Origin of the sequence: Chryseobacterium sp. Chry.R1 (assembly GCF_039645525.1) — a bacterium.
Lineage (GTDB): Bacteria > Bacteroidota > Bacteroidia > Flavobacteriales > Weeksellaceae > Chryseobacterium > Chryseobacterium proteolyticum.
Genome location: NZ_CP151793.1, coordinates 3,165,667 through 3,188,792, shown reverse-complemented (window position 1 = coordinate 3,188,792; position 23,126 = coordinate 3,165,667). Strand labels below are relative to the sequence as shown.

Here is a 23,126-nt window from a genome sequence, read left to right as displayed (position 1 = left end):
ATGCTTTATATCTCCTTCTATTAAACCATTTCTTTAACCTTCTGTTTAGATTTTCTAAATTCGGTTAAACTGATCTTGTGGCGCTTTTTGAAAAACTTATTGAGATGGCTTTCATCCGCAAAACCAAACTCGCTCACGATTTCATTGATCCGCATATCACTGAACATCAGCCTGTGTTCAATCAATCGCATTTTGTAGTTATAGATATAGTTCTGAATGGTTTCTCCACATTGATTCTTAAAATAGCTTCCCAAATAAGTTTCAGATAATCCAAATTTCTGACTGATCACAGAGGCCTTCAGCTGTTGTGGGTCATAGATATGGGTCTGAATGTGACCGATGATCGATAACATTCTTTTGTCTGCATTCACCGTTGCATTGACGGGCCTCATCTTAGAAATATTTCTTGCTGCAATCACAATTAATGCGTTTACATAATGAAGTGTGAGATCCTCCTGATAAAGATCACTATGCTTCATATTGTGCAGAAGTGAATCTACGATTGATTTTACCAGGAATTCATCCGGCTTGTTTTTTAAAACACAGCCTGACAGATGTGAAGCATGATACAATAAGCATTCAATACAGTTTATGCTTTTCCAATTGTATTCTCTTACATAATTCTCACTGAACTTAACAAATAAAAATTCTGAGATCTCAGAAATCTCAAAATAATGCTGGTCATTAGGAGTGAGCATGATCAGGCTACCTTTGTTGTAGGTAACTTTATTATCATTGATTTCTAAAAATCCTGATCCGGAAATAACATAGACCATCTGAAAAAAAGAAAACTGCAGATTCCTTACGGGGCACTTTTCTGTTTTACAGTACTCTACATCTACCAATCGGTCTATATTTTCTTTATTCATCCTGCAAAATTACTCAATTATCATTAAAATATACTGATTTATTAAAAAAAATCTGTCCAATTTTGTGGAATAATTTTAAGACTCATCATGAAACGATCGATTTATATTTTGGCTCTGGGAGCTTTTGGAATCATTACTACAGAATTTGGGGTAATTGGAATTCTACCCAACATCAGCAGGGAATTTAATGTATCTATAGATACAGCCGGTTGGCTGTTAAGTGCTTTTGCACTTACTGTGGCTGTTTCATCTCCATTTATCACTGCATTTACCACTAAGATCAACCGTAAGCTTTTATTATGTATGGTGCTTGGTGTATTTGTATTATCAAATCTTCTTTCTTCTATTTCAACCAGTTTTACCATGTTGATGGTAGCACGGGTTCTACCTGCCTTTTTGCATCCGCTGTTCTGGAATATTTCAATGGCAATTGCATTTAAACAGGGTGGTGCTAAAGCCGTTTCTGTGGTAATGGCAGGACTTAGTTTGGCTACCGTTTTAGGAGTTCCGCTTACCACTTATGCAGCGGATTTCTTTAATAACTGGCAAGCCTCTTTTTATATGGGAAGTTTTGTGAGCCTGATTGCGTTTTTAGGATTATTATTCTTTGTTCCGTCCATGCCCGCAAGTAAAGATAAAACATCACAAAATCAATTATACGTATTAAAAAGTCCACAACTTTGGGTCAATCTGATCTCGACTATTCTTACATTGGCTGCTATGTTTTCAAGCTATACATATCTGGCTGCTTATCTGGAAAAAATTACACGGATGAATGGAGCAGAAATAAGTGTAATGCTTCTTTTATTCGGAGGTATGGGAATTCTGGGGAACTGGCTTATGGGGATTGCACTGAACAGAAATTTACTTGTTACCGTACGATTGTTTTTTGTGTCTCTGATTGCCGTTCAGATATTAGCCTATTACTTCGGGGGAATTTTTGTGGCGATGGTTCTGATTCTTTCCCTTTGGGGAATGATACACACCGGAGGCTTCCTGGTTCCTAATATCCGTACCACCCAGGCAGTCCCGCACAGCGCCCTTGAATTTGTCAACAGCCTGCTGACTTCCTGCTACAATATCGGGATATCATTAGGAGCTCTTGTGGGTGGTTTAATTATTGCCAAATATGGAATTCATCAAATTGTCTGGATCAGCATTGCATTATTGGGAGTTACACTCGCCATCAGCTTTATTACTTTTCCGAAAAAAATAGAAATAGAATCAGAAGCTGAGGAAAAAGAAGAAATAACAATTTCTTCTGCAGTTTGCGAATAAATCCTATTTGACTAAATAAATAAATTTTTTCTCCTCATCTCAATACAGTTTTTATTCTGAATATTCTACAGAAAAAGATTGTATTGAGATTATTTTTTGATATCGGTTCTAAAAGCTTTTATCTGGTTTCTTTGCCGTAATGTGTACAACGTTAGATGCTCCGGGTTCTATAACAAATTGTACTCCGGGTTCTCTTTCCTCATGTCGTCCGTCAATGGCTGATCCCGTGGATAATGTCAGTTTCCCTTTCCAAACAGGATGCGGAGGAATCAGGGCGATTTCAATTTCTTCCTCTTCGATCTGTATGATAATCGATTCGGCATCAATCTTTGTACGGATCCCGTCTTTTGATACCGTATAAGTTACGTATTGCTTATTTTCATTCATATTTTTAAAATTTTCATTCATTAAATTAAAACATTTCTTCTTTGGTTATGGCCGATCGTGACCATTTTATTTTTAATTTAGTATTACTTTTTAAATATAGCTTTAATACCAACATCCATATTATGTCTCCCGAAATGTATCATCAGGAATTTGATGTCCCGGAACAGTTACAGGATACTATAAAATGTTTCTGGTACAACAGAAGGGATTCAACAGAAGTTCAATCCATCTTTGAAGTAACTCCTGATGGCTATGCTGAAATTATTTTTTATTTCAGTGGCGAATGCAGCGTTGCTCAAAACGGAATTCTTCATCCGTTACCTTCGCCATTTATGATGGGGCTGCTCAATCAACCTGTTCATTTCCATATGGCCAACCGGCTGGAGATCATCGCGGTAAGATGTTTCCCATGGACGGTTTTCGATTTGCTGGAACTTCCTTCCGGTAAAGTAGGGGTACATACTTTTGAACACCCAATAGCACAGCTTCATTCCACATTGGATGCATTGATTCAGCAAGGTAGAAAAGAAGAAGCTATAGATCAGCTAAAACAATATTTCCTTACACTGCGTTCACATGTTTCTACCGAAAGCATGCTATTCAAAGCAGGAGTTGCCATGACAAAGGCCAAAGGTACTTTACCCGTCAGCCAGGTCGCTGAAGCGGCTCATGCAACAGTAAGAACTTTAGAAAGAAAATTTAAAGAATCATCCGGCCACACCGTTAAGGATGTATCGGGTCTGATGCGTTTTGAGCAGGCCAGAAATCATTTATGGCTGCATCCTGATGTTAATCTAGCCGGGTTGGCTGTTGATCTTGGATATACGGACCAATCCCATTTAAGCAGAGAGTTTAAACGGTATACCGGTATTACTCCTGCTGCGTTCGCTAAAAAAGCTAAAAAAAGACAACGAGTGGTAAGCAATGATTTTGTCGCATTTGTACAATCCTAAGCTTACTGCATTTCTGACATTTGTATGGAAATTAACATACAAATTAAAAGACATGCAATATTTATTAAAAGACAAAAAAGTAGCGATCATCGGTGGCGGACCTGTAGGTTTAACTATGGCCAGACTACTTCAGCAAAAAGAAGTCAATGTAGCCGTTTATGAAAGAGACTTTGACGCCCAAACCAGAATATGGGGTGGGACGCTCGATCTTCATAAAGGTTCAGGACAGGAGGCCATTAAAAAGGCCGGACTGCTTGAAAACTACTATACAACCGCAATTCCCATGGGAATTATATTTGCCGATCGACAAGGTAATACTTTACATATCAGAAAGCCAACTCCGGAAAACCGGTATGATAACCCTGAAATCAACAGAAATCAGCTAAGAAAGATCCTGCTGGAAAGCTTAGCTCCAGATACCGTTATCTGGAACAGAAAGCTGACCAACCTCACAGAACATAATGGCAAGTGGTTGCTACAATTCGAAAACCAGCCCGATGCAACAGCTGATCTAGTGATTGTTGCCAACGGAGGAATGTCAAAAGTTAGAAACTATGTCACCGATGCCGAAATCGAAGAAACCGGTAGCTTTATTATCCAGGGTGATGTTCCGCAGCCTGAGATCAATTCTCCTCAAATGTACGGGCTGTGTGATGGAAGCAGGCTCATGACTTCAAACCAAGGAAGCTTATTCGTTGCCACTCCTTATAACAATGGTTCGCTCACTTATGGTTTAATTATACAAAAACCTCAAGAATGGGATCAGGGCCATGCTTTGGACTTTCAGGATAAAGAAAGTGTAATTCAGTTTCTTTCCGAAAGATTACCGGATTGGGGCAAACCTTATCAGGAAGTATTTCAGGCAACTTCCTTCTTCGTTGGATTACCAACCCGAAAATTACCATTAAAACAGTGGAAAGATAGCAGACCGCTTCCCATAACTTTGATCGGTGATGCAGCCCATCTGATGCCTCCTTTTGCCGGACAGGGGGTAAACATTGGCCTGGTAGATGCCCTTACCTTATCTGAAAATCTTACTGAAGGTAGTTTTGAAACTGTAGAAGCAGCTATAAAAGATTATGAACTGAAAATGATAAAGTATGCAGCTGGAGCCCAACAGGAATCAGCCGTTAACGAGGCAGAAATGCGCGATCCCGATTTTTCTTTTCTACAGCTTTTTGAATAACAATAACCTTCTGCATAAAGAGATATAGCCTGGGTTGACGCAACTCAGGTTATATCTTTATAAAAAACAAATTTAATCATTTGATTAAATTACTTGTTTAACCTAAAAAATATTTTCTACCTTTGCAACAGAAGAACGATTGTAATATGAAAGAAGAATCTAAAAAAATAGATACCTCAACGGAAGAAAAAATAAAGGAAGCCGCACGAATCGTATTTTACAGAAAGGGATTCGCTGCAACCAGAACCAGGGATATTGCTGAAGAAGCAGATATCAACCTGGCATTGCTCAATTATTATTTCAGAAGCAAGGCCAAATTATTTGAGATTATCATGCTCGAAACTATGGCTGGATTCTTTCAAAGCTTGTTAGTGGTGCTAAATACAGAGAAAACAACTCTCGAAAAGAAAGTAGAAGAGGTTGTAGGGAAGTATATCGACCTGATCATCAAAGAGCCGGAAATTCCGACATTCATCATCAGTGAGCTTCGTAACAATCCTAATCTTCTATTGCAAAAAATCCCTTTAAAAGAAGTGATTCAATCTTCTGTCTTTTTAAAGCAACATCAAGAAGCGGTGAAAAAGGGTAGTATTATAGAGCCTAATCCTTTACATTTTCTAATTAACCTGTTAGGGCTTACCGTATTTCCCTTCATAGCAAAACCTATGTTGATTGGAAGCAGTGAACTGAACGATAAAGAGTTCAATACCTTAATGATTCAACGTAAAAAGCTTATCCCGATCTGGGTAAAAGCCATGATGGCGGCAGGCTAATTTTTTTTGACCCTAATTTAATCAAATGATTAAAACGAAATTTTAAACAAGAATTGAAAAATAAAAAAATGATTTTTAACCTATAAACGATGAGTGATTATGTACAAAAATGCTCAAAAATACCTGCTGGTTTTCGTTCTGGGTTGTGCCTCCACAACTTCTTTTAAATCTCAGCTTCAAAGCCTTAGTCTTGAAGAATGTTATCAGCTGGCAAAAGACAATTACCCGCTAATCAGAAAAAAAGGGATGATTGCAAAAACAGCCGGTTACAATATTGAAAACGCCAATAAGAAATATCTTCCCCAGGTTTCTTTTTCCGGCCAGGCCACATACCAGTCTCAAACCATCAGTTTTTCGGATGCACTGGGAGTACTCCCGATCAATGCCTCACTTCCTTCACTCAGTAAAGACCAATACAAAATTCAGGGAGAGATAGACCAGGTATTGTACGATGGAGGCACCACTCACAATCAGAAGGAACTGATAAAAGCCAATACTGAATTACAGCAACAAAACATTGAAACAAGCCTTTATACATTAAAGCATAGGGTCAATAATCTGTTTTTCTCCATCCTGCTTATGGATGCACAGCTAAAACAAAACGACCTCAACAAATCCAACCTTCATACCCAGATCCAGAAGACAGAAGCCGCATTAAAATATGGTGTTGCGTACAGAAGCAATCTGGATGAACTAAAAGCAGAGATCATCAATATCGATATGATGGCAACAGAGTATAAATCTAACCGGGAAGCCTATCTTAAGATGCTTTCCATTTTCATTGGAAAAGAACTTTCAGATTCTACGAAACTTGACACTCCCCACAGTGATTATTTTCAAACAGAAATTAGAAGGCCTGAGCTCAAAGCTTTTGATCTACAAAACTCCATTTACGACCTCCAGAAAAAACAGTTGAAATCCGATTTTCTCCCCAGGGTAAGTGCATTCTTCCAGGGAGCATATGGAAGGCCTACACTTAATATCATTGAGAATAAGTTCGGTCCGTGGTTTATTACAGGAGTAAGGTTTAGCTGGTCTCTTGACAGTTTGTATACCTCATCCAACAAAAAAGAAATACTGGAGTTAAACAAAAAAACTGCGGATGCAGACAGAGATACATTCCTTCTGAACACAAAACTGGATCTTACGCAGCAGGATGAACAGGTAAAAAAATACACTCAACTGATCACACAGGATGAAAACATCATTGCCCTGCGGCAATCTGTAAAACAATCTGCAGAAGCACAGCTTGATAACGGAGTAATCACCATCCACGAATACATTCAGAAACTCAATGCTGAACATCTTGCAAGACAAACCCTGGTTCTTCATCAGATTCAATTATTACAGGCCAGATACAATCAGAAATTCATAACCGGAAATTAATAATCCATTGTTACAATGAAAAAAATAATCATCCCCTTAGCCTATACTTTACTCTTGACGGCATGTCAACAAAAAGATAATTTTGACGCTTCAGGAAACTTTGAAGCCGATGAGGTTATTGTATCCGCACAGCAAAACGGTGAGCTGATTTCTTATTCCGTTCAGGAAGGATCGCAACTTCATGCAGGAAGTAAAGTAGGACAAATAGATGTAAAAGTAGCCACTCTTCAGAAAGAGCAGGCCGAAGCAAGCATTGGAGCCCTAACCCAAAAAACCAATAATGCAGATGAGCAGAATATGCTGATCAAAAAGCAGCTTGCTGTACAGGAAGCTCAACTGGCACAACAGCTCCGTGAACGAATACGTACAGCTAACTTATTGAAAGCAGATGCTGCTACAAGGAAACAGCTCGACGATATCGATGCCGCCATTGATCAACTAAGAAAACAGATTGAAGCCACCCGCCAGCAACGATCAGTCAATAACTCCAATGTCAATACCCAAAACAGAAGTATTCTCAGTGAAAAAGCTCCTTTGGAGAAAACAGCGGCCCAGTTTCAGGAACAGATTAACAAAGGACAGATCATTAACCCTGTTAATGGAGTAGTGCTTGTTAATTATGCCCTCAAAGGAGAAATGCAGCTGATCGGTAAGCCCTTGTATAAAATAGCCGATATCAGTACCCTTGATTTACGGGCTTATATAACGGGAGTCCAGCTTCCTCAGGTTAAAATAGGGCAGCAGGTAAAAGTAAGAATCGATCAGGGTAAGAATGGATTCAGGGAATACAAAGGAAGCATACAATGGATCTCATCTCAATCCGAATTCTCTCCAAAAAATATTCAGACTAAGGACGAAAGAGCCAATCTCGTTTACGCTATAAAAGTACGTGTAAAGAATGATGGTTATTTGAAAATTGGAATGTACGGTGAGGTAGTTTTTTAATTAAAAATGGAAAATTAAAAAGTTCAATCTTTTTCCTCTTTCAACTCTCAACCCTCAATTCATAATTCATAATTCAAAATAAAAATGAATTCAGTAATAGTAAAAAACCTGACCAAGTCCTATGGCGATATAAAAGCCATTGATGAGGTTTCATTTGAAGTAAAAAAGGGGGAACTCTTTGGGTTAATAGGTCCTGATGGTGCCGGTAAGACCTCTATTTTCAGGATTCTTACCACACTTTTACTTCCTGATAGTGGAACAGCCACTGTGGAAGGACATGATGTGGTAAACGATTACCAGATTATCCGAAATAAAGTAGGCTACATGCCAGGAAAATTTTCACTATATCAGGATCTCACCGTGGCAGAAAACCTGGACTTCTTCGCTACCTTATTTGGAACAACCATAGAGGAAAATTACAGTCTCATTAAAGATATTTATGAGCAGATCAAACCATTCAACAACAGAAGGTCCGGTAAGCTTTCAGGGGGAATGAAGCAAAAACTCGCTTTGTGCTGCGCATTGATCCATAAACCGGAAGTGCTGTTTCTGGATGAGCCAACCACCGGTGTGGATGTGGTTTCAAGAAAAGAGTTTTGGGAAATGCTAGGAAGATTAAAGGAGCAGAATATAAGCATCGTTGTTTCTACACCTTATATGGATGAAGCCAGACTTTGTGACCGGATCGCCTTGATACAGGGAGGAAAGATCATGTCTGTAGATCAACCCGAAACAATCGTCTCCAATTTTCCCAAATCCCTTTTTGCAGCCAAAGGCACCCATATGTACCAATTGTTGGAAAACCTGAGATCTGACCAAGCTGTTGAAAGTTGCTATGCATTCGGAGAATATCTTCATCTTACTATGGTTTCTGATACGGCAACTGAAAAGGAGGTGACAGAATTAGCCCAATCGTATCATCCTGATGAATTTGAGATCAAAAAAATTACCCCCACTATTGAGGATAGTTTTATTCGTCTGATGCGTGAACAAAAAGAAATAAGAGAAACTAACCATGGGAAATAAAGCAATTATATGTAAAGATCTGACAAAGCAGTTTGGAGATTTTAAGGCCGTAGACGGTATTTCCTTCGATGTAGATCAGGGCGAAATATTCGGTTTCCTGGGAGCCAACGGGGCAGGGAAGACCACCGCCATGCGTATCCTTTGTGGCCTTTCTTTTCCAACCTCAGGAAAAGCAATAGTAGCCGGTTATAATGTATACAAACAACAGGAAGAGATCAAGAAAAATATAGGCTATATGAGTCAGAAGTTCTCTTTATACGATAATCTTACTGTATTGGAGAATATTGAGTTTTATGGAGGAGTATATGGCGTATCGCGTTCAGATATAAAAACACGAAGCAATGAACTCATTTCCAGATTAGGACTGGAAAACGAGGCTAAAAAACTGGTGGGTTCCTTACCGCTGGGCTGGAAACAAAAGCTGGCCTTTTCAGTAGCTGTTTTTCACAGGCCTAAAATCGTATTCCTGGATGAACCCACAGGTGGAGTAGATCCCATTACAAGAAGGCAGTTCTGGGATATGATCTATCAGGCAGCAGCGGATGGGATCACGGTGTTCGTGACCACCCATTATATGGATGAAGCAGAATATTGTAACCGGATTACTGTAATGGTGGACGGAAGAGTAGAAGCCATGGATACCCCCGCCAACCTGAAGAACCAGTTTGGAACCCACTCGATGGACGAAGTTTTTTACCAGTTGGCAAGAAGTGCCAAAAGATCAGGAGATTAGTTATGAAACAGTTACTCGTATTTATCAGGAAAGAATTTTACCATGTTTTCAGAGATCGGAGAACCTTACTTATCCTTTTTGGTTTGCCTGTCGTTCAAATCATCTTATTTGGATATGCATTAAGCAGCAAGGTAAAAAATATAGGCATTGCCATACAGGATAATGCCCATGACATCCATTCCGTCCAGATCATTTCCAAAATACAGGCAAGCCCCTATTTTAAAATGCATGGACCCATCCTGAATTATCCGGATGTGGAAAGAAGGTTTAAAGAAGGAAGCATCAAATGTGCAGTTATATTCCCGGTCAATTTCGGAAAAGATCTCTATCGTACAGGCGGAGCGCAAATTCAGATTATAGCGGATGCATCAGATCCCAATACCGCAACGATATTAACCAATTATCTCAACAATATCATTAATGATTATCAGCAACAACTTAATCCCCATATCAAAATCACATATAAAATAATTCCCGAAATAAGGCTGTTATACAATGAAGAACAAAACGGATCACTGAATTTTATTCCGGGAGTGATTGCTTTAATTTTTATGATTGTGAGTACGGCTTTAACCTCTGTGTCTGTCGTTCGTGAAAAAGAAATGGGAACCATGGAAATCTTATTGGTTTCTCCTTTTAAGCCCGTTATGGTCCTGATGGCCAAAGCCATTCCTTATCTTGTATTGTCTTTGGTCAATTTTGTGATCATCCTGCTGCTATCTGTGTATCTGCTGGATGTAGAAATCCGGGGCAGCCTGCTTTTATTATTTGGAGAAAGCATCTTATTCATTATCACATGTCTTTCCCTGGGATTGCTTATCTCGAATGTAACCAACTCCCAACAGACAGCCATGCTGATTTCTATGATGGGAATGATGCTACCTACATTATTGCTTACAGGATTTATGTTCCCTATAGAAAATATGCCCTGGATATTCCGTGTCGTATCACACATTCTTCCCTCAAGATATTACTATGATATCGTAAAAGCAGTTATGCTGAAAGGACTGGGCTTTAGTTATGTATGGAAAGAAACTCTTGTTTTACTCATTATGGCGGGTGGACTCTTAACGCTTGCCTTAAAGAAATTTAAAATCCGCTTGTCATGAAAGTACTAAGCTTTATTTTAAGAAAAGAATTCCGTCAGATCTTCAGGGATAAGATTATCCTGGCAATGATGTTCATAATGCCAACAATACAGCTCATCATCATGCCATGGGCGGCTAACTTTGAGGTAAAAAATATTAATATTGCATATGTTGATCACGATCAAAGTAGCTATTCCCACAGACTGATCAACAAAATTGCTTCATCCGGATATTTTAAAATTGCAGGAAACCCGGATTCCTACCAAAAAGGATTGAAAATGATTGAACACGGTGATGCCGATCTTGTTCTGGAGATCCCTGCTCACTTTGAACGCAATTTGGTCCGCGAGGAAAGCCAGAAAATAAATATATCGGTAGATGCGATCAACGGGACAAAGTCTTCTCTGGGAGGAAGTTATCTGGTATCGGTTATCGGAGATTTTAACAAAAATCTGGATATTAATATTAAATCACCGGTTAAAACCACCACTGTATCTCCGGCAACCATTAAAGTGGCAAGTACCAACTGGTATAATCCAAGGGCAGAATATAAATACTATATGGTTCCTGGAATACTGGTCCTGCTTCTGACACTGATCGGAGGATTCATTACGGCTCTTAATATTGTCAAGGAAAAAGAAATCGGAACCATTGAACAAATTAACGTTACTCCTATAAAAAAATGGCAATTTATCCTGGGGAAACTGATTCCTTTCTGGATTGTAGGAATGACTGTTTTTACCATCGGATTGATTGTAATGTACATTATTTACGGCATATTTCCTGAAGGAAGCCTTTTGACCCTTTATCTTTTTGCAGCAGTTTACCTTATTGCATTATTAGGGTTGGGCCTCCTGATCTCTACTTTTGCCGATACACAGCTTCAGGCAATGTTCATTGCATTTTTCTTCATGATGATCTTTATGCTGATGAGCGGATTTTTCACCAATACCGAAAGTATGCCCGACTGGGCGGGACAGATATCCAATTTCACTCCTGTTACCCATTTCATTAAAGTCGTAAGGCTTATTGTACTGAAGGGAAGTGGATTCTCTGAGATCAAAACCGAGTTTTTCTACCTGCTGGGATTCGCATTGCTCCTGAATTCACTGGCAATTTACAACTACAGGAAAACGAGTTGAAAGTACTGAAAATCAACGACAATTGTAAAATTATTTTGTTCATATTTCTAATAATCAATTGTTAAAATGGAAAAAATATTTTTAGTGTAACATATTTATCGTAATATTGCAATATAAAGTTATCATTATGGGAGCAACCAAGACAGACCATTTTACGAATAAACAGAATAAAATAGCCACTATTGCCAAAGCATTGGGACATCCTGCACGGATTGCAATTATAGAATACCTGCTAAAAGTAAACGCATGTATATGCGGGGATATCGTAAATGAACTTCCGCTGGCACAGGCTACGGTTTCCCAGCATTTAAAAGAATTAAAAAATGCAGGGCTCATCAAAGGAAATATCGAAGGAACTGCAATTTGCTATTGCATTGATGAAAAAACTTTTGAAGTTTTGAACGAATATTTCTCGGGGATTATTTCCACTGTTACTACACAAAAATGCTGCTAATGCATTTTTTTGACCTTTTCAATCGCAATATTGCAATAAACAAATAAAATAAAAACAATGAAATTATCTGAAATCAAAAACATCTTACCAACATTACATAATGTTGAATTTCAATTGGAAGACGGAACATTTGTACCTGAGCATTTTCATGTTACCGAGGTCGGAACGATAACAAAATCCTTTATTGATTGCGGAGGAACCATAAGAAATGAAAAAGTAGTCAATTTCCAGCTTTGGAATGCCAATGACTATGAACATCGCTTAAAACCCGGAAAGCTTCTCAATATCATCGTGCTATCCGAGGAAAAATTAGGAATTGAAGACCATGAAATAGAAGTGGAATATCAGAACGTTACCATCGGAAAGTATGATCTGGATTTCAATGGAAAAACCTTTGTCCTTAAAAATAAAACCACAGCCTGCCTGGCTCAGGAAGCTTGTGGGCTACCAACTGAAAAGAAAAAACTCAAATTATCAGACCTTTCTTCCCAATCAAGCGCTTGCTGTACACCAGAATCAGGATGCTGCTAATCAACTGTCTCATCTTAAAAATAAACAAAAATTATGTATCCATCCGTTTTAGAAACTATAGAAAAATTAAAGGCCTTTGAAATTACCCAGGAAAGAAAAGTCCTGCTACAACCTCTTACAGAATTCATCCAGGCAAAATTCAATGCCGGAAATCCAATACATCTAAACTTTATTTGTACACACAACTCCAGAAGGAGCCATTTGTCACAGGTCTGGGCACAAGCAGCAGCCGATTTTTTTTCCATTCCAAAAGTAACTTGCTATTCGGGAGGGACGGAAGAAACAGCTGTATTTCCTACGGTTATAGAAACTCTTAAACAACAGGGATTCCGGATCTTGAAAATAGCTGAGAACGGAAATCCTGTTTATTCAATCAGGTATAATGAAGAGTCCCAACCCATTATTGCTTTTTCTAAAAGATATGACAGTGCGTTTAATCCGGCCAACAGTTTTGCAGCAATCATGACTTGTTCTCAGGCAGATGGAGGCTGCCCTTTTATTCCAGGTGCAGAAAAGCGTATCCCCATCACTTTTGAAGATCCTAAAATTTCAGACAATACTCCTGAACAGTCCAAAGTTTATGATGAAAGAAGTCTAGAGATAGGGGCAGAAATGTGGCATGTTTTTTCCCAGGTAAAACAACTCCATTAAGATCAATACTATGCAGCCAAAATTAAAATTCCTGGACAGGTTTCTCACTTTATGGATATTCATTGCCATGATCTCAGGAATTATCCTGGGCAATATATTTCCCGGAATCCCGGATATGATCACCTCATTATCAGTGGGAACAACCAATATTCCTTTAGCCGTCGGCCTAATAGTAATGATGTATCCGCCATTGGCAAAGGTGGATTATTCCCTTCTCCCTGTAGCATTTAAAGATAAGAAGGTTATCGGTGTTTCACTATTGCTGAACTGGCTGATTGGCCCTTTTTTAATGTTCATATTAGCTGTTTTATTTTTAAGGAATGAACCGGATTATATGGTCGGCCTGATTCTCATAGGATTGGCAAGATGTATTGCAATGGTCCTTGTCTGGAATGACCTTGCAAAAGGTAACCGTGAGTATGCAGCCTTGTTGGTAGCTCTTAACAGCATATTCCAGGTATTCAGCTACAGTTTTATGATTTGGTTATTCATCAATGTCTTACCCGGAAAACTCGGCCTTGCTAATTTTAATATCACCGTATCCATATCAGAAGTAACAGAAAGTGTTTTGATATATTTGGGCATCCCGTTTTTTGCCGGTTTTCTGAGCCGTTATTTATTTACAAAATTGAAGGGAAAGGAATGGTACCAGAGAAAGTTTATTCCTAAAATATCTCCTTTAACGCTATATGCCTTATTGTTTACCATCATCCTTATGTTCAGCCTTAAGGGGGACAAAATTTTGGAGCTCCCTTTAGATACGCTAAAAGTAGCCATTCCGCTTATCGTTTATTTTATAGTGATGTTTATGATGAGTTTCTTTATCAATAAGCTGTTGAATATTCCTTACGATAAAAATGCAGCCATCGCATTTACTGCAACAGGAAACAATTTTGAACTTGCCATCGCCGTATCTATCGCCGTGTTCGGAATCCATTCTCCGCAGGCATTTGTTGGTGTGATAGGACCTTTGGTTGAAGTTCCGGTTCTGATACTATTAGTTAAGGTCAGCTTATGGTTAAAAAACTATAGTAACAAGCCATAACCATTTTTGTATGCACTTCAGGGTTGTTGATACCTGAAATAAAACCAGACTTTTTCCTATGACCTATTTTTGGTTATATGAAAAAGTCTTTTTTCCTTAGGTTTGCGTTATCCGTGATTTTATTGATGCACAGTGTTGATTCCATTGTGAGTGGGGATGTTAATAAATTTGGCATCCATTTTTTGAATACCATTGGTTTTAGTCCCTGGGGCTTGTATATCGCGTGGATGGTTAAATTAACCCATCTTTTATCCGTCCCATTTTTGGTTCTGAACAAATATATAAAAGCGGTCGCGATATACAACATATTGATCTTTATATCAGGGATCTATTATGTCCATGCACAAAACGGCTGGTTTGTGGTAGGAGGCGGTACCAACGGAATTGAATTTAATTTCCTTTTGATCTTTTGTTTTCTGAATCTTATGTTTCCGAAAATTTCCTTTAGAAAGAAAGAAGCAGGTCGTTCATAGACAAAAAGTTTCGTTTCATAGCTTTTCTGCTTTTATATTGGTTTGAAAAATAGTATTTTGTAGTTTTAAATCGACAGCTTGAAAACCAATATAAAATCGAAATTATATACCCATCTGGTTTTTTGGATATTGTATTATATCCTTGAGGCTTATCTTGATTTCTATTGGTCCCGGTATCAGTTTCCGGATTTCAAATGGCAAATCAGGCTTCAGAACACACTGACTCTTGAGTTGGGATATTTTTTTGTCAAAGTCCCTCTTGCCTATGCGTTACTCTATGTTTACGAAAAAACAGGCATCAGTAAGCTTCTCAAGTATCTTTTTTCTATTCTCATTGTGATCTTTGCCGTGTTGGGACATCGGTTTTTCACGCATTATATCATTTATCCTTACATATACGGAGTTACGGAAACCCTTGACGGGAAACAACCTTCGGGGCTTATCAACGGACTTGTTGCTTTCAATTCATTCATGGATCTTATTTTTATGGTCGGATTGGTATTCGGAGTTGAAATTACCCGGCAGAAGAACCTTCTCAAGAACCAGATATCCATGCTGAAATCGGAAAAACTGGATCAGGAACTCACCATGCTGAAAGCCCAGATCAATCCGCATTTTCTGTTCAATACGCTTAATAACATCTACGGAATGGCCCTGAAAAAGGCCGATGAGACCCCAGACGTCATTCTCCAGCTTTCCAAAATCATGCGTTATAATATCTATGAAGCAGCTGAACGGCATATTTCCATTGCAAAAGATATTGAGAACATTAAAGATTTTATTGAAATTCAGAAAATCCGTCACCGTCGGCTTTTTGTTAATTTTAAAGAAGACATCGATAATCCCTCGCAGGAAATTTCACCGTTGATACTGATTCAGTTTATTGAAAATGCATTTAAACATGGCGTATCCGAAAGTCTGGGCAACTCATTTATACATATAGATATTCGCCTGAAAAACGGCATCCTCCATTATTCTGTAGAAAACTCCAAAGAACAGATAGCCGGTGATTCTACTAAAATAGGATTAAAAAATATCCGCAGACAACTGGAATTATTGTATCCGGAACATATCCTTTCTGTGGAAGATAAAAATGATCGGTATAACGTTAAACTAACCATTGACCTCAATGATACATTCAGCATCTAAAAAATACAACTGCATTATCGTGGAAGATGAGCCTATTGCAGCTGAAATTCTGGAAAATTTTGTAATCCGGAACGAAGAACTCAACCTTGTCGGAAAATGTGCCGATGCTGTACACGCAAGCAGCCTTTTAAACATTCATGATGTAGATCTTATGTTTCTGGATCTCAACCTTCCCGTTATAAAAGGATTTGATTTTCTGAAAAAATTAAAGAATCCTCCCTTTGTCATTGTAACCACAGCTTATCATCAATATGCGGTAGAAGGGTATGAGCTCGATGTTGTGGATTACCTGATGAAGCCCATTCCTTACGATAGGTTTGTTACTGCCATCAGTAAATTCAGACACATTATGGAATCCGAAGAAGCTTTACTGGAAATTGCCGACCGTGATTATATTTTCATTAACAGCGGAAAAAAACAGGTTAAGATCACACTTCAGGACATTTTTTATATTGAAAGTCTGCGCGAATATATTAATATCCATACAAAAGCAGAAACGCTCACCTTTAAAATGCCCATCAGTAAAATTGAAAAAAGCCTACCTTCAAAAATATTCTTCCGTATTCATAAATCCTATATTGTTTCTAAATTAAAAATAGAAGTTAAATCAGCCAATATGATTCAGATAAACGGTAAAAAGCTTCCCATAGGCAGAACGTATAAGCCATTTGTTGAATTGTAGCATTCTTTAAGCCTTTATTCTGTAATGGTATTATTTTTCCGGCCTTCAGTTTTAGTAGACGTTATCCAGCTGTTGATATATACATTTCATTAAAATATTCACCAATTATTGAATTTTGACTCATAACAGTTAAAAAAATCAATAATTATGAATTACCGGATAAAGCTTCTCAGCGCAGGTGTCGTCTTTTTTATAGGACACGGGCTTGTTTTTGCACAGGGAAAGCAAGATACCATTAAAACCCACGATATAGAAGGTGTGGTGGTAACTGCTTTAGGAATAAAGAGAGAAAAAAGATCTTTAGGATATTCTACCCAGGAAGTAAAAGGCGAAGAAATCAATAAAAATCCTACCACCAATTTCATTAATAATCTATCCGGTAAAGTGGCTGGTCTTGAGATCAAGCAGTCTACCAATTTCGGAGGATCAGTCAATGCTGTTTCCAGGGGATATAAATCTATCCTTGGAGATAACCAGGCTTTATTTGTGGTTGATGGAGTTCCCGTCATCAACAGGAATATCAATTCCCCGCTTCAGGTTAATGGCTTTGGAGGCTATGATTACGGCAGCCCGGTTTCCGATATCAATCCCAATGATATTGAAACACTCAATGTATTAAAAGGAGCTGCAGCCACCGCATTGTACGGATCCAGGGCACAGAATGGAGCCATAATCATCACAACGAAAAAAGGCAGGAAAAATACCCAGGGGATCGGTCTGGAATACAGTGGAAGCATTTCCGTTTCTACTGTGGATAAGTCAACCTTTCCAAAATATCAGACAGAATACGGGCAGGGATATGATGGAAACTTTTTCAATTCTTACCAGGGGCATCCGATTTCCTCTTTTTCAGATTCTTCCTATGGAGCGCCATTTGATCCTAACCTTATGGTGTGGCAATATGATGCATTTATTCCCGGTTCACGCAACTTTGGAAAGAGAACACCATGGGTAATGGCCAAAAACGGACCGGTAACTTTTTTTGAGAAAGCGATTAATCAAACCAATAATATCGCACTAAGCGGGGGAAATGACCGTGCTACCTTCAGATTAAGCTATTCCAATATCAATGCAACAGATATTCTTCCCAACTCTTCCCTGATCAAAAATAATTTCGGGGGCAATGCGTCGTATAAAATAACGGATAATCTTACCACTACAATCTTTGCCAATTATGTAACCCAAAATACAAAAGGCCGGAACTCTACGGGTTACGGGGATAATATTATGGGTAATTTTAGGCAGTGGTGGCCTACCAATGTCGATATTCAATACCAAAAATATCTTTATGAAACATTTAATAAAAACTATACCTGGAACATCCTTTCTCCTGATGATTTACGTCCGGGTTATTGGGATAATCCTTATTTTACACGCTATAAGAATTATCAAAACGATAAAAGGGATCGTTTTGCAGGAAACTTCAGCCTGAGCTATGATCTTTCCAAAAGCATCAATATACTGGGAAGGGTAGGTATCGACGGATATACGATGATCACAGAAGAGCGGAGAGCCAAAGGCTCAATCCCTGCATTCTTTAGTTTTAATCCTATTGAACAGCCTTCCGGATATGCTATTACCGATTTCCGCTTTACAGAAACCAATTACGACCTTATCGCAACCTACAAAAAGAATATTGGAGAAAATTTTAATATCCAGGCACTGATCGGGGGAAATATCAATGTCCAGTCCAGCTATTCCAATGCCCAGACCACATCCGGAGGATTGTACATCGATGACCTGTACACCATTTCCAATTCTGCAGCAACACCTGCAAAACCCCTGATATCGGATACATCAAAATATGTTTACGGAGCGTTTATCCAGGCTTCCTTAGGATATAAAAACACGTATTACATTGAAGGGACTTTTAGAAGAGACCAATCCAGTTCATTGCCTAAAGGAAAAGAAGCTTACTACTATCCATCCGTTTCAGCCAGCATGATATTTTCCAATCTGCTGCAACAAAAATGGCTGAGTTTTGGAAAGGTAAGGGCTGCCTACGCAGAAGTAGGTTCTGACACCAATGCAGATCAATTGAGAAACAGGTTCATTGTTCAGTCATCCTTTGGAAACAACCCTGTATATTCTTACAATACGGTCTTGCGGAATGCCGACCTGCTTCCGCAAAAGCTTAAAAACCTTGAATTGGGTACCAATATGCAGTTCTTTAAAAACAGAATAGGTTTTGACGTTGCCTGGTTCAGAAATATTGCCTTTGATCAGATTTTACCACTTCCTATTTCTCTTGCCAATGGCTCCGGAAGCAAAATTCAGAATACAGGGGAGCTTACCACCAAAGGATTTGAAGTCTCATTCAATATAACTCCTTTAAAATTGAACAACTTCAACTGGGATATGAGCATCAACTGGTCCAATCCTAAAACAAAAGTTACCGCCTTAAGAGAAGGGACAGAAAACATTTCAATAGGAACGCTTCCGGGAGGGATTTCTATCAACGCACCACTTAATGAGGAGTATGGAAGCATCTGGGGAGCAGATTTTGTGTATGATCCTAATGGAAATAAGATCATAGGAAAAAACGGTGCTTACCTTCACACGGATGATACCAATCACAACCTGGGAAGTTTCCAGGCTGACTTTATTGGCGGACTCAACAATTCTTTTACCTATAAAAATTTTAATGTAAGCTTTCAGATCGATTGGAAAAAAGGAGGAAAGATCTTCTCACTGGACCAATATTTCGGCTATGGAACAGGACTTTATCCCGACTCTGTGGGATTGAATGATTTAGGTAATCCTATAAGAAACACATTATCTAATGGAGGAGGAGTCATATTACCCGGAGTGATGGAGGATCCTAATAATCCGGGACATTATATTCCCAACACGATACGTCTGGATCGTTCCAGATCCAGCCAGATCATTGAAACCGACCCACCTTCTTCTGCCTTTGTTTATGATGCCAGCTTTATAAAGCTCCGCCAGGTATCCGTTTCTTATACTTTCGATAAGAAATCTCTGGGAAACATAGGTATTCAGAGTCTCACATTGGGTGTTGTGGGAAGTAACCTCTGGATCATCCACAAAAACCTTCCTTATTCAGATCCCGAAGCGGGTTTGTCATCGGGAAATATTCAGGGATATCAGTCCGGAGTGATGCCTGCAACCAGAAATTTTGCATTTAACCTGAAAGTTAATTTTTAAAAACTATGAAAATGAAAAATAAAATAATGATAAGCTCTATACTATTTTCGGTATTAATGGGCTGCACATCGGAGGATGTAAATAATGATCCCGATGTCACTTATAACACGATCCCGGAAACTCTTATTACTTATGCAGAAAAGGAACTGAGCGATTATATGAACACTCCCAGTGTGAACGAAAATAATTTTCGCCTTATTATGCAGTATTGGCAGGAAACCGTTTATGTGAATGAAAGCAACTATAATTTTACAGCAAGAAATGTTTCCAATAATGTATGGACCGATAATTATGTTAATGTGCTTAACAGCCTCAATAAAGCTAAGGAACTGATAGAGCAGTACCAGCCTTCCGCTTCCGAAGTGACCAGCTGGCAGGCCAAAAAGCAGAATCAGCTTGCCATTATTGATATTTTATCAGTTTATACATTTCAGACTTTGACAGACACTTATGGAGATATTCCGTACAGCCAGGCTCTCAACAATGAAAAATACCCGCTTCCGGTTTATGACGATGACCAAAAAATTTATGAAAGCATAATCAATCGTCTTATGGCGGACATCAACAGACTGAAGGAAGGAGAAGGGACTTTTGGCTCCGGAGACATTTTGTATGGTGGAGATATCGCAAAATGGAAGAAATTCGGGAACTCGTTACTTCTGAAACTGGGAATCGCTATTTCCGATATTGATGCAAACCTGGCCAGGACAGCAATCAATACAGCGATTTCCGGAGGAGTAATTACGGATCAGTCTCAGAACTGTATTTTCAGATACCTTGCGGAGACACCCAATTTCAGCCCTATATTCGAAAATCTGGCTAATAATGGAAGAAACGATTTTATTGGAGGAAAACCTTTTATAGATTATCTCAATGCTACTTCCGACCAAAGGGTAACCAAGTACTTCAGAGATGTAAACGGAGTTTATCTGGGACAGACCATTGGAGCTCCCGGAAACTTTTTCGCCTTTTCCTCTCCCGGAATCTTTGCTTATATTCCAGTGACTCCGGGAAACCTGATGACGCATACAGAAGTAACATTTTATCTTGCAGAAGCAGCTGCCCGGTTTGGAATCGGAGGAAATCCGGAGACGCTTTATAAAGATGCTGTCCGGGCCTCATTCCTGGAATGGGAACTTTCTGCCCAGGAGGCTGAAACTTACCTGACAGCCCACCCTTATAACCCCGGCAACTGGAAAAAATCAATCGGAGAACAGGCATGGATTGCTCTATATAATCATCCTGTAGTATCATGGAATTTTTACCGCAGGCTGGATTATCCCGCTCTTCAGGCTCCTCCTACCGCCATTAACAATGCAGAAGGAAAAGTCCCTGTAAGACTGCAATATCCATCGCTTGAAGCAACTACGAACGGAACCAATTATTCCAAAGCCGCCACCGCTATCGGAGGAGATAAATTAACGACTAAAATCTTCTGGGATATCCATTAAACAGCATTTATAAATTCACACAATCAACTTCATATTAAATTTTTTCAGTTGTGATTTTAGCCTGCATGACTCATGCAGGTTTTTTATTAAAACTTTTATAGACCGGACTCTTGTATTCGTAGATCATTTTATTTTTTTACACACCAATTGATCATCTTTGAACTGTGAATCAGGGTTGGCAAAAACACTATCATACCTTATTTTTCCAAAGAACATAACAATATATAGGTTAGTATTCACGCTGTGAATCGTTAAGGCTTAATGAGTTTTCAGACTCTTAAGCCTTTTTTTTGTCCTGTAATAATTCATGATCCATAGAGTAAAAAAACAAACATGTGAGGCATAAATTGATGTTCGATTAAAAAAAAACATTAATTTTGTATATTATTATGTTTCAACGTAAGTACATATTGATTTTTATTCTATTGGGATTTTTATTCATGCCCAAGCAAATCTATGCATGTGCTGTAAAAATTTCCTTACAAGAGAAATCGCGTTGTGAACTCAATATTTCAAAATCTATTAAAAAAGATCAGTGTAATTCCTGTGGTTCTAAAAAATGTCCCGGAAAATGCAATAATCCTTTATGCAAATGCCCGGCATCCAATTTAAATCCAACTTTACCGGACAGACATGATTTTAGTTTTCTTACAGTAGAAGTCTTTTCTCCTGTTTCTTTTTTAACTTATGAAAGTGCTGTTTCTAAAGGCTTTCAATCCATTTGGTTAATCCCTAAAATAGGCTAGATCCTGTATTTTATAGCCTAAAGTGTGCCTTTTTGTAAGGATACACTTCAATTTTTTTCCATTCAATTTATTAACTGAAACAACAGGAATATTCCTTTTGTTCACAAAATACTCTATACAATGAAATCAATATCAAAAATATGGATAGCATTCACCTTGCTGTTTTCATTAGCAATCTATGCCCAATCTCAAAATATAAAAACAGAAACCGTAAAGATCTATGGGAATTGTGACATCTGTAAAGCGAATATAGAAAAAGCGGGAAACCTAAGAAAAATAGCCACAGTAAGCTGGAACAAAGATACCAAAATGGCTACTTTAACCTACGATCCTCAGAAGACCAGTCAGGACGAAATATTAAAAAGAATAGCTCTGGCAGGGTATGACAGTGAAAATTTTTTAGCTCCTGACAATGCTTATGCTGCATTACCGGAATGTTGTCATTACAAAAGGGATTTAAAACCCGCTTCTCAAAATAAGGCTATGGACATGAATATGAAGACTGACCATATGAACCATGACCAGAAAAAAACGGAAGAAAACGACATGATAGCTACCCAGAATACATCTCAGCTAAAAGCTGTTTTCGACAACTACTTCTCTTTAAAAAATGCACTGGTTAAAACAGATGCCGATAATGCATCAACTAAAGCTTCTGAACTGTCAAAAGCAATTAAAGCAGTGGAAATGAACCAACTTTCAAATGAAGAACATATGGTCTGGATGAAAGTAATGAAGGACCTGACCCTTAATGCAGAAAAGATTTCCTCTGCTAAAGATGTTGCCAAACAAAGAGAAATATTTGCTGTATTATCTAAAAATATGTACGACCTCGCAAAGGTATCCAAACAGGGTAATCCTATATATTATCAGCATTGTCCTATGTACAATAATGGGAAAGGAGCTGATTGGCTGAGCCTGGAAAATGAGATCAAGAACCCTTATTTTGGTTCTCAGATGATAACTTGTGGCAGCACAGTAGAAACACTTGGTAACTAATAAATAATATC

At 38.4% G+C, this 23,126-nt stretch carries 23 protein-coding genes; 21 read left to right on the top strand and 2 right to left on the bottom strand.

Translation table 11 applies throughout. The annotated features are described in order from the left end of the window. Positions 1-20: 20 nt before the first annotated feature. On the bottom strand, positions 21-869 hold the full coding sequence (locus tag AAEU33_RS14470; RefSeq protein WP_172282620.1) for an AraC family transcriptional regulator: 849 nt from the start codon (positions 867-869) through the stop codon (positions 21-23). Between the two features lie 87 nt (positions 870-956). Here AAEU33_RS14470 and AAEU33_RS14465 point away from each other — a divergent pair, with 87 nt between their 5' ends. Next, positions 957-2,147, top strand: coding sequence for an MFS transporter (locus tag AAEU33_RS14465; protein WP_345988295.1), 1,191 nt, complete (start codon positions 957-959; stop codon positions 2,145-2,147). 108 nt (positions 2,148-2,255) lie between these two features. Here AAEU33_RS14465 and AAEU33_RS14460 read toward each other — a convergent pair whose 3' ends face one another. Continuing rightward, entirely contained in the window at positions 2,256-2,534 is a 279-nt protein-coding gene (locus tag AAEU33_RS14460) for a hypothetical protein (protein ID WP_345988293.1), read from the bottom strand. Between the two features lie 122 nt (positions 2,535-2,656). Between AAEU33_RS14460 and AAEU33_RS14455 the strand changes: the two genes are divergently transcribed. The 20 genes from AAEU33_RS14455 to AAEU33_RS14360 all read left to right on the top strand — a co-directional run bounded on the left by AAEU33_RS14455 (position 2,657) and on the right by AAEU33_RS14360 (position 23,115). Beyond that, the gene (locus AAEU33_RS14455) at positions 2,657-3,487 is read left to right on the top strand and encodes a helix-turn-helix domain-containing protein (RefSeq protein ID WP_345988291.1); all 831 of its coding nucleotides are present in this window, start codon (positions 2,657-2,659) and stop codon (positions 3,485-3,487) included. Beyond that, positions 3,459-4,673, top strand: a complete 1,215-nt coding sequence (locus tag AAEU33_RS14450) for an NAD(P)/FAD-dependent oxidoreductase (RefSeq protein ID WP_345988289.1) — start codon at positions 3,459-3,461, stop codon at positions 4,671-4,673. The genes AAEU33_RS14455 and AAEU33_RS14450 overlap by 29 nt, the downstream gene beginning before the upstream one ends. 146 nt (positions 4,674-4,819) lie before the next feature. After that, positions 4,820-5,446, top strand: a complete 627-nt coding sequence (locus AAEU33_RS14445; protein ID WP_172282614.1) for a TetR/AcrR family transcriptional regulator — start codon at positions 4,820-4,822, stop codon at positions 5,444-5,446. Positions 5,447-5,545: 99 nt separating this feature from the next. Next, complete coding sequence (locus tag AAEU33_RS14440) at positions 5,546-6,832, top strand: TolC family protein (RefSeq protein ID WP_345988287.1); 1,287 nt, start codon at positions 5,546-5,548, stop codon at positions 6,830-6,832. Positions 6,833-6,847: 15 nt separating this feature from the next. Next, positions 6,848-7,777 (top strand): HlyD family efflux transporter periplasmic adaptor subunit, encoded by a 930-nt coding sequence (locus AAEU33_RS14435; protein WP_345988285.1) that lies wholly within the window; start codon positions 6,848-6,850, stop codon positions 7,775-7,777. An 84-nt stretch (positions 7,778-7,861) separates the two neighbouring features. Continuing rightward, a complete protein-coding gene (locus AAEU33_RS14430; protein ID WP_345988282.1) occupies positions 7,862-8,803 on the top strand; it encodes an ABC transporter ATP-binding protein in 942 nt (313 codons plus the stop codon). Next, complete coding sequence (locus tag AAEU33_RS14425) at positions 8,793-9,536, top strand: ABC transporter ATP-binding protein (RefSeq protein WP_345988280.1); 744 nt, start codon at positions 8,793-8,795, stop codon at positions 9,534-9,536. Before AAEU33_RS14430 ends, AAEU33_RS14425 begins: the two co-directional genes overlap by 11 nt. 2 nt (positions 9,537-9,538) lie before the next feature. After that, entirely contained in the window at positions 9,539-10,645 is a 1,107-nt protein-coding gene (locus tag AAEU33_RS14420; protein ID WP_345988278.1) for an ABC transporter permease, read from the top strand. Then, positions 10,642-11,766 carry an ABC transporter permease gene (locus AAEU33_RS14415; protein ID WP_345988276.1) on the top strand — a complete coding sequence of 375 codons (1,125 nt, stop codon included), beginning with the start codon at positions 10,642-10,644 and terminating at the stop codon, positions 11,764-11,766. The genes AAEU33_RS14420 and AAEU33_RS14415 overlap by 4 nt, the downstream gene beginning before the upstream one ends. A 127-nt stretch (positions 11,767-11,893) precedes the next feature. Then, on the top strand, positions 11,894-12,220 hold the full coding sequence (locus AAEU33_RS14410) for a metalloregulator ArsR/SmtB family transcription factor (RefSeq protein ID WP_345988274.1): 327 nt from the start codon (positions 11,894-11,896) through the stop codon (positions 12,218-12,220). Positions 12,221-12,277: 57 nt separating this feature from the next. Then, positions 12,278-12,751 carry a DUF6428 family protein gene (locus AAEU33_RS14405; protein ID WP_345988272.1) on the top strand — a complete coding sequence of 158 codons (474 nt, stop codon included), beginning with the start codon at positions 12,278-12,280 and terminating at the stop codon, positions 12,749-12,751. A gap of 33 nt (positions 12,752-12,784) precedes the next feature. Continuing rightward, complete coding sequence (locus tag AAEU33_RS14400) at positions 12,785-13,402, top strand: protein-tyrosine-phosphatase (RefSeq protein ID WP_345988270.1); 618 nt, start codon at positions 12,785-12,787, stop codon at positions 13,400-13,402. Positions 13,403-13,412: 10 nt separating this feature from the next. Beyond that, positions 13,413-14,447 (top strand): ACR3 family arsenite efflux transporter, encoded by a 1,035-nt coding sequence (arsB, locus tag AAEU33_RS14395; protein WP_345988268.1) that lies wholly within the window; start codon positions 13,413-13,415, stop codon positions 14,445-14,447. 77 nt (positions 14,448-14,524) lie between these two features. Then, positions 14,525-14,920 (top strand): DoxX family protein, encoded by a 396-nt coding sequence (locus tag AAEU33_RS14390; RefSeq protein WP_345988266.1) that lies wholly within the window; start codon positions 14,525-14,527, stop codon positions 14,918-14,920. A gap of 78 nt (positions 14,921-14,998) precedes the next feature. Next, positions 14,999-16,069 carry a histidine kinase gene (locus AAEU33_RS14385; RefSeq protein WP_345988264.1) on the top strand — a complete coding sequence of 357 codons (1,071 nt, stop codon included), beginning with the start codon at positions 14,999-15,001 and terminating at the stop codon, positions 16,067-16,069. Then, positions 16,050-16,751: a LytTR family DNA-binding domain-containing protein gene (locus AAEU33_RS14380; RefSeq protein WP_345988262.1), complete on the top strand. Its 702-nt coding sequence runs from the start codon at positions 16,050-16,052 to the stop codon at positions 16,749-16,751. The genes AAEU33_RS14385 and AAEU33_RS14380 overlap by 20 nt, the downstream gene beginning before the upstream one ends. 147 nt (positions 16,752-16,898) lie before the next feature. Continuing rightward, positions 16,899-19,919 (top strand): SusC/RagA family TonB-linked outer membrane protein, encoded by a 3,021-nt coding sequence (locus AAEU33_RS14375; protein ID WP_345988260.1) that lies wholly within the window; start codon positions 16,899-16,901, stop codon positions 19,917-19,919. Between the two features lie 11 nt (positions 19,920-19,930). After that, positions 19,931-21,370 carry a SusD/RagB family nutrient-binding outer membrane lipoprotein gene (locus AAEU33_RS14370; protein ID WP_345988258.1) on the top strand — a complete coding sequence of 480 codons (1,440 nt, stop codon included), beginning with the start codon at positions 19,931-19,933 and terminating at the stop codon, positions 21,368-21,370. Between the two features lie 440 nt (positions 21,371-21,810). Further along, positions 21,811-22,116: a hypothetical protein gene (locus AAEU33_RS14365; protein ID WP_345988256.1), complete on the top strand. Its 306-nt coding sequence runs from the start codon at positions 21,811-21,813 to the stop codon at positions 22,114-22,116. Between the two features lie 120 nt (positions 22,117-22,236). Next, on the top strand, positions 22,237-23,115 hold the full coding sequence (locus AAEU33_RS14360) for a DUF3347 domain-containing protein (RefSeq protein WP_345988254.1): 879 nt from the start codon (positions 22,237-22,239) through the stop codon (positions 23,113-23,115). Positions 23,116-23,126 lie beyond the last annotated feature (11 nt).